The sequence below is a fragment of the Colwellia sp. 12G3 genome (assembly GCF_002836775.1).
Lineage (GTDB): Bacteria > Pseudomonadota > Gammaproteobacteria > Enterobacterales > Alteromonadaceae > Colwellia.
The window spans coordinates 202943-217919 of sequence record NZ_PJAQ01000017.1; the positions used below are offsets into that span (position 1 = coordinate 202943).

Here is a 14977-nt window from a genome sequence, read left to right on the forward strand (position 1 = left end):
ATACCTCTTAGCCTAGGTTGTTATCTTATGACTTCAGTTAATGATTAATTGAGGCCATTGCTAAAATGAAGCCGCGAGATAGTAACTAACCTGCGCAAAAGATACAAGTATTTAACACATATCTTTTACTGGTTGCAGATTTTTTATACTTTTCGCGGCATTTAGCACAAAATAGTTATTAATTTACGCTCTACTCTATTCAGGCTATTTGAATTACAACCTTAAAAGAGTCGCTATTATTCATTGTGATTAATAGCAATTATTATTTAACGAGTTTCACTAAATCGGCAATTTTGTGAGCTAATAATGTGACCTCATCCATGTCCGGACCTTCAACCATGACCCGTATAAGTGGCTCGGTACCTGATTTACGTAACAATACTCGGCCACGACCGGTTAGCGTTTCATTAACTTCATCAACCGAGGCAAGTACTGTCGGATCTTTTAATGGGTTTTTTACGCCCGAGAAACGAACATTGACTAGAAGTTGCGGTAGCATGGTAATACCTTGGCGTAATTCATGTAATGATTTTTTCTGTTTAATTACTGCTGTTAATACATTAAGTGCAGCAATGATGCCGTCACCTGTAGAGGTGTGATTCAGGTTAATGACATGACCTGAGTTTTCTGCACCAAGTTGCCACCCTTTTACTTTTAATAACTCCATGACATGACGATCACCAACTTTACTGCGGGTAAACTCGATATCTAACTCTTGCAAGGCTAATTCTAAGCCCATATTGCTCATTAAGGTGCCTACAACACCACCTTCTTTACGACCTGATTTTAAGTCGTTACCCGCGATGATATAGATAATTTCATCACCATCAATAACATAACCAGTATGGTCAACCATCATAATACGGTCGCCATCACCATCAAGAGCAATACCTAAGTCAGCGTTATGTTCAACAACGGCTTTACTGATTGCATCCATCGATGTTGCACCACAACCATCATTGATATTGGTACCATTAGGTGAAGTACCGATTTCGATAACGGTTGCACCTAATTCACGGAACACATTGGGCGCTATGTGGTAGGTTGCACCATGGGCACAATCAACCACTATGGTTAAATCTTTTAAAGATTTTCGGCTAGGAAAGTTACTTTTACAAAACTCAATATAACGGCCAGCAGCATCGTTGATGCGAGTTGCTTTACCTAATTTTGCAGATTCAACACATCCCATTGGTTTGTCTAATTCAGCTTCAATAGCTAATTCAACCGCATCAGGTAGTTTTTCACCTGTACTTGAGAAAAATTTGATGCCATTGTCATAAAAAGGGTTATGTGATGCACTAATAACAATGCCGGCTTCGGCTCTGAATGTTTTAGTAAGGTAGGCAATACCTGGCGTTGGCATAGGTCCAAGAAGCCCTACATCGATACCTGCAGCTGAAAAACCAGCTTCAAGTGCTGATTCAAGCATATAACCTGAAATACGGGTATCTTTACCGATAAGTACCTTTTTAGTGCCTTGCCCTGCTAGTACTTTACCTGCAGCATAACCTAGCTTCATTACGAATTCTGGTGTTATTGGGTATTGCCCAACTAAACCACGGATACCATCGGTACCAAAATATTTACGGTCTGACATATATTTTCCTTATATATTTTATTCTATAGCAGCATTGAGTAACTGCTAGGTTTGTTAGTTTTACTAACATTGATTATGTTTACGCTTACTGTTTGTTATTGATATTTAGCTGTCATGGATAATACTTTTAAGGCGTCGACAGTTTCTTTAATATCATGTACTCGAATTATACTCGCCTTTTGCTGTGCGGCTATTATAGCGGTAGTAATGCTACCTGCAAGACGTTCATCAACATTACACGCTAATAAGTTACCTATCATTGATTTCCTTGATGTTCCCGATAACAAGGGTAAACCTAAGTCATTAAACTGGCTCAATTGGGCAAGTAGCTGATAGTTTTGCTCTAGGGTTTTACCAAAACCAAAACCGGGATCTAAAATCAGACGCTCTCGCTTAATACCTGCTTGTTCACAAACACTGATACGATCAATGAAAAACTGCTTGATATCAGCAATTACCTCATTATATTGAGGGTTATTCTGCATTGAACGCGGTAAGCCTTGCATATGCATTAAACAGACTGGTACATCACTTTGTGCTAATACAGCTAAACATCCTTCGTTCTGTAATGCTCTTACATCATTAATAATGTCTGCACCATGGGCGATTGCTTGTGACATTACTTCAGCTTTACTGGTATCGATTGATACCTTGATATCAAAATTTAATTTTATCGCTTTAAGTAATGGAATAACACGTGCTAACTCATCTTCTTCGCTAACATCAACGGCTCCTGGGCGGGTAGACTCTCCACCGATGTCGATAATATCAGCTCCGTCGAGTATCATTTGTTCAACTTGAGCTAACGCTTTATCGAATGTGGCAAACTTTCCACCATCCGAGAACGAGTCAGGGGTTACATTTAGAATACCCATCACTTGTGGCGAACTTGTGCTGCTTTGGCTGCTTTGGCTGCTTGATGATAATTTATTTAGAGTCATTACTTAATCTTTAGTGTGCTTTCAATGTTCAATATCTATATAAGAAAAAACCTCGATATTTAACATAAACATCGAGGTTTTACTATTTATACAAAGCTTATTAACTTGAAGGAGTATCGCCGCTTGGCTTAGTCGTATCAGGTGTTACTTCACTCGACTTTTTAGTTTCATTATCTTGTTCAGTATCTTTACTTGCCACTTCAACATCTGCAGCTTTATCACCTTTGCCGTTATCAGAGCTAGAATTTGAACTCTCTTTGTCTTCCCATCCGGCTGGTGGACGAACAGTCTTTCTAGCCATTAAGTCATCAATTTGCAAAGCATCAATTGTTTCATACTTCATCAAACAATCTTTCATGGCGTGTAAAACATCCATGTTTTCTTTGATTAAGTTTTCTGCACGTTGATAGTTACGATTAACTACTGCTTTTATTTCTTCATCAATAAGTTTAGCTGTTTCATCAGACATGTGTAATGACTTAGAAGAAGTGCGACCTAAGAATACTTCACCTTCTTCTTCAGCGAACAACATAGGACCCATTTTTTCAGATAAGCCCCATTGAGTTACCATTTTACGCGCAATATTAGTTGCACGTTCAATGTCATTTGAAGCACCGGTAGATACTTTATCACTACCGTAAATAACGTCTTCAGCAACACGACCGCCATATAAAGAAGAAATATTACTTTCTAAATGCTGTTTAGAATGACTGAATCGATCTTGCTCTGGTAAGTACATAGTCACACCAAGGGCACGGCCACGAGGAATAATACTTACTTTATAAACAGGGTCATGATCTGGCACTAAACGACCAATAATTGCGTGACCCGCTTCATGATAAGCAGTCATTTCTCTTTCTGAGTCACTCATTACCATTGACTTGCGTTCTGAGCCCATCATTATTTTATCTTTAGCTGCATCAAATTCTTTCATGCTTACTACACGACGTGCAGTACGCGCAGCACATAAAGCCGCTTCGTTCACTAAGTTAGCTAGATCAGCACCTGAGAAGCCAGGAGTACCACGAGCAATAACTTCAGCTTTTACATCATCTCCTAACGGTACTTTACGCATATGTACTTTAAGGATTTGTTCACGACCGCGAATATCAGGTAAACCAACAGTTACTTGACGGTCAAAACGACCTGGACGAAGTAAGGCTGGGTCTAATACGTCAGGACGGTTAGTCGCGGCAATAACAATTACGCCTTCATTACCTTCAAAACCATCCATTTCTACTAACATTTGGTTTAATGTTTGTTCACGTTCATCATGTCCACCACCCATACCTGCGCCACGTTGGCGACCTACTGCATCAATTTCATCGATGAAGATAATACAAGGAGCCGCTTTTTTAGCTTGCTCGAACATGTCACGTACACGAGATGCACCAACACCAACAAACATTTCAACAAAATCAGAACCAGATATAGTAAAGAATGGTACTTTCGCTTCACCAGCAATCGCTTTAGCTAATAGCGTTTTACCTGTACCAGGTTGGCCGACAAGTAAAATACCTGATGGAATACGTCCACCCAATTTTTGAAAGCGACTAGGTTCACGTAAGTAATCAACTAATTCTGCAACATCTTCTTTAGCTTCATCACAACCAGCCACATCGGCAAAAGTTGTTTTGATTTGTTCTTCGCTAAGTTGACGTGCTTTTGATTTACCAAAAGACATGGCACCTTTACCACCACCACCTTGCATTTGACGCATGAAGAAAATCCATACACCAATAAGCAGAATCATAGGGAACCATGAAACGAAAATAGTTGTTAAGAAGCTTGTTTCTTCAGGTAATTTACCTTGGGCACGTACGCCTTGCTTAACAAGATCGTTAATTAAATCGCGATCATAGCCACCAGGGATAACAGTTTTATATGCTTCACCACTACGTTTTTCACCAGTGATTACGCCATTTCTATCGACATTCGCATCTCGAATTTGTCCTTGACGCACATCCTGGATGAAGCGGGTATAGTCCATTGCTTGATCTTTTGAAGTATCAGGAGAAAAGCTCTGAAATACACTCATCAAAACAACTGCAATTACTAACCATAAAATAAGATTTTTTGCCATATCGCTCAACTTAGTGACCTCTTTTGGAATTTAATATATTTATAAGAATAAATCTATTCTAGTCTATTGTGCCTAATTTACTACAATTCAAGGCTAGTCGCCATTTAACTTTAGTCGGCAGTAACAACTAGTTACAACTTACCCTATGAAATGCTCTTAACCTTTATAGCCAGTAGCAACTAAGTAAACTTCTCTTGAACGTGCTCTGGATGATTCTGGTTTACGTGTTTTTACCGCTTTAAAGACTTCACGGGTAGCTTTCATATACTGTTCAAAACCAGCGCCTTGGAATACTTTTACCACAAACGAACCATTAGGCTTTAATACTTGGCTGCACATTTCTAGCGCTAATTCGACTAAATACATACTACGCGCTGAGTCAGCACTTTCATTACCGGTCATGTTTGCCGCCATGTCGGACATGACCACGTCAATATTTTTTCCATCAATGCGTGTTAACAAAGCATCAAGTACTTCTTCTTCACGAAAGTCGCCTTCGAGGAAGTCTACACCGACAATGGCGTCCATCGGTAAAATATCACACGCAACAACCTGTCCTTTATCACCGACAACTTTAACAGCATATTCCGACCAGCCTCCAGGTGCCGCACCTAAATCGACAACTTTCATACCTGGTTTAATCAATCGATCTTTAATATTGATTTCTTCAAGCTTAAAAACAGCGCGTGAACGCAAACCTAATCGTTGCGCCTTTTTTACGTATTCATCGTCAAAGTGCTCATCTAACCAACGTTGACTACTTGCTTTGTGTTTTTTATTCGCCATTTTTTCCTACTCACATAACTTTAAACGCGTTAAGTTATTTAACTATTAGTATTACTCACTAGATAAGGGTAAAATGGCCGTAATTCAAGGCAACAGATAACGAAATTTAGTAATGAGCTTAAACAAAAAACAAATTCAACACCTTAGAGGCGTAGCACACGCTCTAAAACCAGTGGTTTTACTTGGTAATAATGGCTTAACAGAAGCGGTTGTAGCTGAGATTGATTACGCATTAAACCACCATGAGCTAATCAAAGTAAAAATCCCTACAGATGATAAAGAAACTAAAGCGTTAATCGTAGAAGCGATTTGTCGTGAAACCAAATCTACTCAAGTACAAGTGATTGGTAAGACATTAGTGATTTACCGTGAAAGTGCAGAAAAGAAAATTAGAATCCCTAAAGTTTAAATGTACTTTGGCTTTTGCTTTTGCTTTGCCTGATATAGATAAATAGTTAAAAAAAATGACAGTAATTACTGTCATTTTTTATTTTTGATTTTTGATTTTTGATTGAGTATTATTTATTTCTTTACAGCATCACCCTCTTCAACAATAGTTACCACTTTTTGAATCAGTTTTACTCGGCCTGAATCAACCAAAGCCTTTCTTAACACATATTCAATTTGAGCGTTAACGCTGCGCAGCTCATCATCAGACCATCGCTGCATCGCCGCTAAAACATCAGGGTTAATTCTAAGTGGGAAGCTTTTTTTAGCTACCATCATATTTCCTATTAATACCTAAAAGTTTTCTAAACAATTAATATAAACTGCCCGTATTGACTACCGGCTGGGTACTTTTGTCGCTGCATAATACCACCAGTAAATTACTGACCATGGCAGCTTTACGTTCTTCATCAAGCTCAACAATTCCCTTCTCTGACAACTGAGCTAATGCCATTTCAACCATACCCACAGCGCCATCAACGATCAGTCTTCGTGCGGCAATAATGGCTGAGGCTTGTTGTCTTTGCAGCATCGCATTCGCGATTTCTGGTGCGTAAGCTAGATGACTAATACGTGCTTCGTGTACTCTAACGCCCGCTTTACCTAATCGTTGCTGTATTTCTATCTTTAATGCTTCTGAGACTTCTTGTGGATGACTACGTAACGCAATTTCATCACCTTCATGTTGATCATAAGGATAACTAATCGCCATATTACGTAAAGCCGATTCACTTTGAATAGTTACAAAACTGATATAATCGTCCACTTCAAAAGAAGCCTCTGCAGTATCATCTACCGACCATACAACAACAGTGGCAATTTCAATTGGATTACCATGATTATCATTGACTTTCATTTGATTGGATTCAAAGTTTCGTATACGCAATGAAATACTCTTACGCATAAACAGCGGAATAGTCCAACGTAAACCGCATGCCTTTACCGAGCCAACATAGCTACCAAAGAAAGTCATTACTTTCGCTTGGTTTGGTTGCACCATAAAAAATCCGGGAAGCGCCGCTAAGGTAACTATAAATACTACTACGGTAACTATTTCGATATTACCTATGGCAGCTTGGTTAACAATAAATGCTGCTGCAGCTAGCAAGACAGCAAAAACGCCATATCCACTGATTGAAAAACCTATATTCTCGTTCATATTAGTTCCTTGGTATGAATTAAAGTGATATCACTTTGATATCACAAAAGAGTACTATTGATTTTGTTTTTTTGCAAGGCTAATTATTTTGACCTTAATATTGAGACCAATTCCATTAAGTTTGTGACCTTGTTGTGCGCAGAAAAAACAATTCAAGGATAGACGCTTGATTGAGCAATAATGAGCTATTGGAATTGAGTGTAACGTGGGCTTTGAGTGTTTTAACCCGTACCAGTGGCAATAACTTAATGGGATTGGTATAAAATATTTAATGATTGCTTACAGTAATATCAGTTTCATTAAATAAGTGATCTACTTTTTGGTGAGGAAAAATGGATAAGAACAAGGCATAAATTTTACTAAGTAGTTATTCTACTGATGAAATTTATAACGCTGTTATTATTTATTTTAACCATCAAAAATGATCACTTAATTAGTGATATTGGTATAAATTAACGCTCACAAAAAAGGCCGAAAACATGACGTTTTCGACCTTTTATCTAAACAGCTAGAGCTGTATAAAATACTCTACTCACAGTCTAAAACAATCTATTAGATATGCTCAACAGCAATAATTTCATATTCAACCACGCCACCAGGAATAGTTATTTCAATTTCGCTATCAACTTCTTTGCCGATTAACCCACGTGCAATCGGTGAGTTAACTGAAATACGACCTGTTTTAAAGTCAGCTTCATCATCGCCGACAATTTGATAGGTCACTTCAACTTCAGTATCAAGGTTTAATAAGGTAACCGTGGTACCAAAAATAACTTTACCATGGTTAGGGATTGTCGTTACGTCAATCACTTGCGCGTTACATAAACGACCTTCAATATCTTGAATACGACCTTCACAAAAGCCTTGCTCTTCCTTTGCTGCATGGTATTCAGCATTTTCTTTTAAATCGCCATGCTCACGTGCTGTCGCAATGTCTTTTACAATACGTGGACGCTTTTCTGTTTTTAAAACTTTAAGCTCTTCATGTAATAGATCAGAACCACGAAGGGTCATTGGGTATTTAATCATAATTTCTATCTTTCTATACTTTTAGGTAAGAATAAGTTATTTATTCAAATAGCTGTAAGTAGCAAAGCTAATTGACGTGATAGTGAGGCGGAAGCGCGGAGTTGACGAATGTCAATGAGCACTTCCAACAAAGCTAACACGATAATTAGCAAGCTAATTGCATTATTTACAACGTATTGTGCAACTCTTGCACTGTACGAACAGTACTCATTTCATCTGCAGCATGAGCCATACAAGTAGCAAATGCAGCATTTAATGTCGTAGTATAAGCAACTTTATAACGTAATGCACCACCACGTAATACTTTAGAATCTTCAATGGCTTTGCGGCCTTCTGTTGTATTAATAATGTAGCTGTATTCGCTGTTTTTGATTCTATCAAGAATATGTGGACGACCTTCATGCACTTTATTCACACGTCGAACCGGAACGCCCGCTTCACGTAAAATGACTTCAGTGCCGTGAGTCGCATCAATATCATAACCCAAATCAATCATGATTTTAGCTAGTTCTAATACGCGAACTTTGTCACTATCACGTACTGAAATTAAAGCTCGACCAGTTTTAGGTACCGAAACGCCAGCACCTAGGCTTGCTTTAGCATAAGCTTCTTCGAAGGTGTCACCTACGCCCATTACTTCACCTGTTGAACGCATTTCTGGGCCAACTAAAGGATCACTACCATGGAACTTGTTAAACGGAATAACCACTTCTTTAACAGAGAAATACTTCGGAATCACTTCCTTAGTAATGCCCTGTTCTTTCAATGATTTACCAGCCATTACTCGAGCACCTACTTTAGCAAGTGGTACTGACGTTGCTTTTGAAACAAACGGAATAGTACGTGCTGCACGTGGGTTAACTTCAATGATATAAACTTCATTGTCTTTTACAGCCATTTGCGTATTCATTAAACCAATAACACCTAGTTCAAAGGCCAAATCTGTTACTTGCTTACGCATAACATCTTGGATTTCTTGGCTTAAGCTATAGGCTGGTAATGAACATGCGCTATCACCTGAGTGAACGCCAGCTTGTTCAATGTGCTGCATAATGCCACCAATAACAACGTCTGTGCCATCACAGACAACGTCAATGTCTACTTCAATCGCATCATCAAGGAAGTGATCAAGTAATACTGGCGAGTCATTAGAAACACTTACCGCTTCAGTCATGTAACGACGTAAATCATCTAAATCATAAACGATTTCCATTGCGCGACCACCCAATACATAAGATGGACGTACAACTAGAGGGAAGCCAATACCTTCAGCTTTTGCCATGGCTTCTTCTAATGAAGTTACTGTGGCATTTTCTGGTTGTAGTAAACCTAAACGGTCAACTGCTTGTTGGAAGCGTTCTCTGTCTTCTGCACGGTCAATCGCGTCTGGAGAAGTACCAATAATTGGTACGCCAGCAGCTTCTAAAGCACGAGCTAATTTAAGTGGTGTTTGACCACCGTATTGCACGATAACGCCTTTAGGTTTTTCAATACGTACAATCTCAAGTACATCTTCAAAGGTAATTGATTCGAAGTATAAACGGTCTGACGTATCGTAATCGGTAGAAACAGTTTCAGGGTTACAGTTAACCATGATAGTTTCATAACCATCTTCACGAAGTGCTAATGCAGCATGAACACAACAGTAATCAAATTCAATACCTTGACCAATACGGTTAGGGCCACCACCTAAAATCATAATTGATTCTTTGTCAGTCGGGTTTGATTCACACTCTTCGTCGTAAGTTGAATACATATAAGCCGTATCAGAGCTAAACTCTGCAGCGCACGTATCAACACGTTTGTACACTGGGAAGATATCTGCGTTATGACGTTTTTTACGTACTTCAGCTTCAGATACACCAATAAGGTCAGCTAAACGAGAATCGGCAAAACCTTTACGTTTAAGTTTGCGTAAATATTCAGGCGCTAATACTTTTAAACCACCTTCAGCAACTTTCGCTTCTTCTAAAATAATATCTTCAATTTGTATTAGGAACCAACGATCAATTTTAGTTAAATTGAAGACTTCGTCTACAGTCAAACCTAAACGGAACGCATCACCTATATACCAAATACGATCACAGCCAGCTTCTTGTAGCTCATGCATTATCTTAGTTTTAGCACCCGGTTGAGTCACATCAACAATCGAATCAAAACCGTTTACGCCAACTTCTAAGCCGCGTAATGCTTTTTGTAAAGATTCTTGTTGGTTACGGCCAATAGCCATTACTTCACCAACAGACTTCATTTGCGTGGTTAATCTGTCTTCAGAACCAGCGAATTTTTCGAAGTTAAAACGTGGGATCTTAGTCACAACGTAATCAATAGTTGGCTCAAATGATGCTGGAGTTTTACCGCCAGTGATATCATTACTTAATTCATCTAAGGTATAACCTACCGCTAACTTAGCGGCGATTTTAGCAATAGGGAAACCTGTTGCTTTTGACGCTAATGCTGATGAACGAGATACGCGTGGGTTCATTTCAATAATAACCATACGGCCAGTATCTGGACAAATACCAAACTGTACGTTTGAACCACCTGTTTCAACACCAATTTCACGCAATACCGCTAAAGAAGCGTTACGCATGATTTGATATTCTTTGTCCGTTAAGGTTTGCGCTGGTGCAACTGTAATTGAATCACCGGTATGAATACCCATTGGGTCGATGTTTTCAATGGTACAAATAATGATACAGTTATCATTTTTGTCGCGAACCACTTCCATTTCGTATTCTTTCCAACCGATTAATGATTCATCGATTAGTAATTCTGACGTTGGAGAAAGGTCTAAACCACGCGTACAAATTTCATCAAATTCTTCGATGTTGTATGCTATACCGCCACCAGTGCCACCCATAGTAAATGAAGGCCGAATAATACAAGGAAAACCTAATATCTTACTTGCTGCGTGTGCTTCTTCAATAGTATGTACAATTTCAGCATTTGGCGTATCAAGGCCAATTGCTTTCATTGCTTTGTCAAAACGAGAGCGATCTTCTGCTTTATCAATTGCATCGGCAGTAGCGCCAATCATTTCAACATTAAATTCTTTTAGTACGCCTTTGGCTTCAAGTTCTAAAGCACAGTTTAATGCGGTTTGACCACCCATTGTAGGTAGAACAGCACATGGACGTTCTTTTTCAATAATATTACGTACAACTTCCCAGTGAATTGGTTCGATATAAGTCGCATCGGCCATATCAGGGTCTGTCATTATCGTTGCAGGGTTAGAGTTAACTAAAATAACTCGATAACCTTCTTCACGAAGTGCTTTACACGCTTGAGCGCCAGAATAATCAAACTCACAGGCTTGGCCAATAACGATTGGACCTGCACCTAAGATCAAGATACTTTTTATATCAGTACGTTTTCCCATTACTTTCTCTCTTTTCTTGTCTGTCGGCTTAAGCGTTGTTTGATTTGTAGATTTTGATCAAATCAATAAAGTGATCAAATAATGGCGCGGCATCTGTTGGACCTGGGCTTGCTTCAGGGTGACCTTGGAAGCTAAACGCAGCTTTATCTGTTAAATGAATACCTTGAATCGAGCCATCAAATAATGAAGTATGCGTTACTTTAATATTTTCAGGCATATTGGTTTCATCAATAGCAAAACCATGGTTTTGCGAAGTAATCATCACAACATCACGAGCAAAATCTTTCACTGGGTGGTTAGCACCATGATGACCAAATTTCATTTTTAAGGTTTTTGCGCCAGTGGCAAGACCTAATAATTGATGACCTAAACAGATACCAAAAACAGGTATTTCTGTTTCTAGGAATGTTTTAATCGCTGCGATAGCGTAATCACATGGTTCTGGATCACCAGGTCCATTTGATAAGAAAATACCATCTGGGTTCATCGCAAGTACTTCACTCGCTGGTGTTTGTGCTGGTACCACGGTTAATTTACAACCACGGTCAACTAACATACGTAAAATGTTGTGTTTAGCACCAAAATCATAAGCAACAACATGGAAGTCAAAGCTATCAGGTTTAGTAAAACCTGTGCCTGTGTTATCACCATTACTTAAATCAAGGGTCCAACTGCCTTCAGTCCACTGATATTGTTCTTTAGTAGAAACAACCTTAGCTAAATCCATGCCTTTAAGACCTGGGAATGCTTGGGCTTTTGTTAGTGCTTCAGCATGTAAACTCTCATCGCTACTATCATCAAGCGTTAAGATACAACCATTTTGAGCACCTTTTTCACGTAAAATCCGCGTTAATTTACGTGTATCGATATCCGCAATACCTAAAATATTATGGTCAATTAAGTAATCACTTAAATTTTGTTCATTTCGAAAGTTACTAGCAAGTAGTGGCAAATCACGAATAACAAGACCTTTAGCAACAATGCTATTAGACTCTTTATCTTCGCTATTAGTACCTGTGTTACCTATGTGCGGGTAAGTCAGGGTAATAATTTGCTCTGCATATGATGGGTCGGTAAGGATTTCCTGATAACCTGTCATAGAAGTGTTAAATACCACCTCCCCAACAGCCGAGCCTTGTGCACCAATTGCGGTGCCTTTAAAAACAGTGCCGTCTTCAAGCACTAAAATAGCAGATGTAGCCAATGTAACCTCCAAAGAAGAAATAAACGTAAACGCGCATGTAACAGCAAGTGCTCCGTGCATTTGCTTTTTACTGTACTTCCCGTACAAAAAAGATGTCAAAAGCTACTTTTCAGTTAAATTTTTGACAAAATCCACTTATTTTACGCTTGTACTCTACTTTCGTCTAGTAATAAAATGTAAAAACCATGCCTTTTCTTGCTTTTCCTAGCATTTACCAGTCAAAGGTCTGAAAAGACTACTTATCTATTATGAAATTCCGTTAATACCTGGGTATTAACATTAATCTTTTAATCCGAGTACGTCTTGCATATCATAAAATCCTGCATCTGCATCTTTTAACCAAAAGGCTGCACGCATAGCCCCTAGAGCAAATGTCATTCGAGAGCTCGCTTTATGCGTAATTTCAAGTCGCTCACCTAGATCAGCAAAAATAGCGGTATGCTCACCAACAATGTCGCCAGCTCTAACCGTCGCAAAACCAATCGTTTCTCTGTCACGCTCTTCGGTTATGCCCTCACGACCATAAACCGCTACTTTATTTAAGTCTCGCCCTAAAGTATCAGCAATGACTTGCCCTATTTTGACAGCCGTCCCAGAGGGTGCATCTTTCTTAAATCTGTGATGCGCTTCAAAAATTTCTATATCAGTATAGTCACCAATTGCTTTAGCGGTAATTTGTAATAACTTAAACATTAAATTAACACCAACACTGGTATTAGGCGCTAAAATGACTGGCATAGTTTTACCCGCCTGTTCAATAATTTGTACTTGTTCATCAGAAAAGCCTGTAGTCCCTATAACTAAGGCTTTTTTATTTTTATTGCACCATGAAAGGTTTTCTAGGGTGGTATTTATCGAGGTAAAATCAATAAAAACATCCGCGTCAGCCAATTGAGTTAATGCTGTTGATGTTTTAAGGCCTATTGCGCCAATACCTGACAATTCCCCTAAATCAAAATCGACAAAAGATGAACTGCTACGTACGCTACCACCAACCAATTCAATATTTTCATGCTCATGAGCTGCCTGAATTAAGTTACGTCCCATACGGCCACTACAACCTAAAATAGCTACTTTTACTTTCATAATGTTCTCTACTGTTTTTCATAAGAGCGGAAACCGCTGATAAATTTTAATTAAATACTCGAGACTGCCTATTCGCGATTAGTATTAGACACTATCTATTTTCAACAAATAGATATTACCAACTAAGTGGCTCTGTTAATGTTAACGAGTTATCTAGTTCATGAGAAATAACATTAATAATTTTAAATGTCCCCTCGTGGTCTAAGACATGATAAATAGCAGTGAAATCTGCAAAGACTTGCCCCTGCCCATCGATAAAATCCCAATCTATGCACACTAAATATAACTGTTTACTAACCTGCTCAAAAGAGGCTTTTTTCGCAATGATATTACTGGTCTTTGCTTCTTTGAGTTGAGTTAAAATAGTTGAAAATTCTTTATCGCAATCAGATTGACTTGAAAGTAAAACTATTTTGTCAGGTGTATTTAGTGTGCATGGTAAGTGATAACAACGGCTCACCTCTTCAAGATCATATTGAAGGAAGGCATTTTGATAACGTTGAAATAGCTGTTGCAGCTTTATTTGTAACATAGGCTTTGTCTATTGGTTTTAGCTTAAAAAAAAGCCCTCAATTGAGGGCTTTCATTATAATACACTATTTACTTGATGCTTAATAATTCAACATCAAATACTAACGTAGCATATGGAGGAATTGCACCTTGAGAACCGCGTTCACCGTAAGCTAAGTCATAAGGGATAGTTAATTTCCACTTACTGCCTTCAGTCATTAACTGTAATGCTTCAGTCCAACCAGCGATAACGCCGTTTACTGGAAATTCAGCCGGTTGACCGCGTTCAACAGAACTATCGAAAACGTCACCGTTAGTGAATGTACCGTGGTAATGAACACTTACAGTGCTTTCAGCTGCTGGCTTTTCGCCTTCACCGGTAGTAATTACTTCGTACTGTAAACCAGATTCAGTGACATGAACTTCATCACGTTTAGCATTATCCGCTAAGAATTGTTCGCCTTCTGCAGATGCTTCTTTAGCAGCTGCTTGCTCTTGCTCTTGTAGTTTTTTAGACACTACAGAAAAAGCTGCGTTTAAGTCTTCATCTGAAACTTGGCTAGCTGCATCAGCAAGCGCATCAGCAATACCGGCTTGTACTGCAGTGATATCAAATTCTTTAAAAGGGTTACTGCGAAGTTGGTCACCTAGTTGACGACCTACGCCATAACTAACACGTTGTTCAATAGTTTCAAAACTCATTGGTATATAAACTCCAGACTCTGTTGTCTTTTTAATGATTAATATTTT

The 14977-nt window shown here is 38.7% G+C and carries 13 protein-coding genes; 1 reads left to right on the forward strand and 12 read right to left on the reverse strand.

The features are described from left to right. Positions 1-262 precede the first annotated feature (262 nt). The 4 genes from glmM to rlmE form a co-directional block, all read right to left on the reverse strand. Positions 263-1600, reverse strand: a complete 1338-nt coding sequence (gene glmM, locus CXF71_RS06350) for a phosphoglucosamine mutase (RefSeq protein ID WP_101232117.1) — start codon at positions 1598-1600, stop codon at positions 263-265. Positions 1601-1695: 95 nt separating this feature from the next. After that, positions 1696-2541: a dihydropteroate synthase gene (gene folP, locus CXF71_RS06355; protein WP_101232118.1), complete on the reverse strand. Its 846-nt coding sequence runs from the start codon at positions 2539-2541 to the stop codon at positions 1696-1698. A gap of 100 nt (positions 2542-2641) precedes the next feature. Further along, complete coding sequence (ftsH, locus tag CXF71_RS06360) at positions 2642-4633, reverse strand: ATP-dependent zinc metalloprotease FtsH (RefSeq protein WP_101232119.1); 1992 nt, start codon at positions 4631-4633, stop codon at positions 2642-2644. Positions 4634-4780: 147 nt separating this feature from the next. Further along, on the reverse strand, positions 4781-5410 hold the full coding sequence (rlmE, locus tag CXF71_RS06365) for a 23S rRNA (uridine(2552)-2'-O)-methyltransferase RlmE (RefSeq protein ID WP_101232120.1): 630 nt from the start codon (positions 5408-5410) through the stop codon (positions 4781-4783). Between the two features lie 112 nt (positions 5411-5522). Here rlmE and yhbY point away from each other — a divergent pair, with 112 nt between their 5' ends. After that, positions 5523-5819, forward strand: coding sequence for a ribosome assembly RNA-binding protein YhbY (gene yhbY / locus CXF71_RS06370; protein WP_101232121.1), 297 nt, complete (start codon positions 5523-5525; stop codon positions 5817-5819). Positions 5820-5932: 113 nt separating this feature from the next. On the opposite strand, the gene CXF71_RS06375 is transcribed toward yhbY, so the two are convergent. From CXF71_RS06375 to CXF71_RS06410, 8 genes are all read right to left on the reverse strand, one after another. Next, positions 5933-6133 carry a hypothetical protein gene (locus CXF71_RS06375; RefSeq protein ID WP_101232122.1) on the reverse strand — a complete coding sequence of 67 codons (201 nt, stop codon included), beginning with the start codon at positions 6131-6133 and terminating at the stop codon, positions 5933-5935. 37 nt (positions 6134-6170) lie between these two features. After that, the gene (locus CXF71_RS06380; protein WP_101232123.1) at positions 6171-7016 is read right to left on the reverse strand and encodes an SPFH domain-containing protein; all 846 of its coding nucleotides are present in this window, start codon (positions 7014-7016) and stop codon (positions 6171-6173) included. Positions 7017-7568: 552 nt separating this feature from the next. Continuing rightward, positions 7569-8045, reverse strand: a complete 477-nt coding sequence (gene greA, locus CXF71_RS06385; protein WP_101232124.1) for a transcription elongation factor GreA — start codon at positions 8043-8045, stop codon at positions 7569-7571. Positions 8046-8211: 166 nt separating this feature from the next. Next, positions 8212-11427 carry a carbamoyl-phosphate synthase large subunit gene (gene carB / locus CXF71_RS06390; protein ID WP_101232125.1) on the reverse strand — a complete coding sequence of 1072 codons (3216 nt, stop codon included), beginning with the start codon at positions 11425-11427 and terminating at the stop codon, positions 8212-8214. Positions 11428-11455: 28 nt separating this feature from the next. Continuing rightward, entirely contained in the window at positions 11456-12631 is a 1176-nt protein-coding gene (carA, locus tag CXF71_RS06395) for a glutamine-hydrolyzing carbamoyl-phosphate synthase small subunit (protein WP_101232126.1), read from the reverse strand. 279 nt (positions 12632-12910) lie between these two features. Then, a complete protein-coding gene (dapB, locus tag CXF71_RS06400) occupies positions 12911-13717 on the reverse strand; it encodes a 4-hydroxy-tetrahydrodipicolinate reductase (RefSeq protein WP_101232127.1) in 807 nt (268 codons plus the stop codon). Positions 13718-13832: 115 nt separating this feature from the next. Beyond that, positions 13833-14249 (reverse strand): hypothetical protein, encoded by a 417-nt coding sequence (locus tag CXF71_RS06405; protein WP_101232128.1) that lies wholly within the window; start codon positions 14247-14249, stop codon positions 13833-13835. 68 nt (positions 14250-14317) lie between these two features. After that, positions 14318-14935: an FKBP-type peptidyl-prolyl cis-trans isomerase gene (locus CXF71_RS06410; protein ID WP_269800801.1), complete on the reverse strand. Its 618-nt coding sequence runs from the start codon at positions 14933-14935 to the stop codon at positions 14318-14320. Between the last annotated feature and the right edge of the window lie 42 nt (positions 14936-14977).

Bases quoted from the DNA above. Each gene is read 5' to 3' on its own strand.
- greA (WP_101232124.1), bottom strand. From the start codon at position 8,045: ATGATTAAATACCCAATGACCCTTCGTGGTTCTGATCTATTACATGAA.
- rlmE (WP_101232120.1), bottom strand. From the start codon at position 5,410: ATGGCGAATAAAAAACACAAAGCAAGTAGTCAACGTTGGTTAGATGAG.
- CXF71_RS06380 (WP_101232123.1), bottom strand. From the start codon at position 7,016: ATGAACGAGAATATAGGTTTTTCAATCAGTGGATATGGCGTTTTTGCT.
- dapB (WP_101232127.1), bottom strand. From the start codon at position 13,717: ATGAAAGTAAAAGTAGCTATTTTAGGTTGTAGTGGCCGTATGGGACGT.
- yhbY (WP_101232121.1), top strand. From the start codon at position 5,523: ATGAGCTTAAACAAAAAACAAATTCAACACCTTAGAGGCGTAGCACAC.
- CXF71_RS06375 (WP_101232122.1), bottom strand. From the start codon at position 6,133: ATGGTAGCTAAAAAAAGCTTCCCACTTAGAATTAACCCTGATGTTTTA.
- glmM (WP_101232117.1), bottom strand. From the start codon at position 1,600: ATGTCAGACCGTAAATATTTTGGTACCGATGGTATCCGTGGTTTAGTT.
- carB (WP_101232125.1), bottom strand. From the start codon at position 11,427: ATGGGAAAACGTACTGATATAAAAAGTATCTTGATCTTAGGTGCAGGT.
- CXF71_RS06405 (WP_101232128.1), bottom strand. From the start codon at position 14,249: ATGTTACAAATAAAGCTGCAACAGCTATTTCAACGTTATCAAAATGCC.
- folP (WP_101232118.1), bottom strand. From the start codon at position 2,541: ATGACTCTAAATAAATTATCATCAAGCAGCCAAAGCAGCCAAAGCAGC.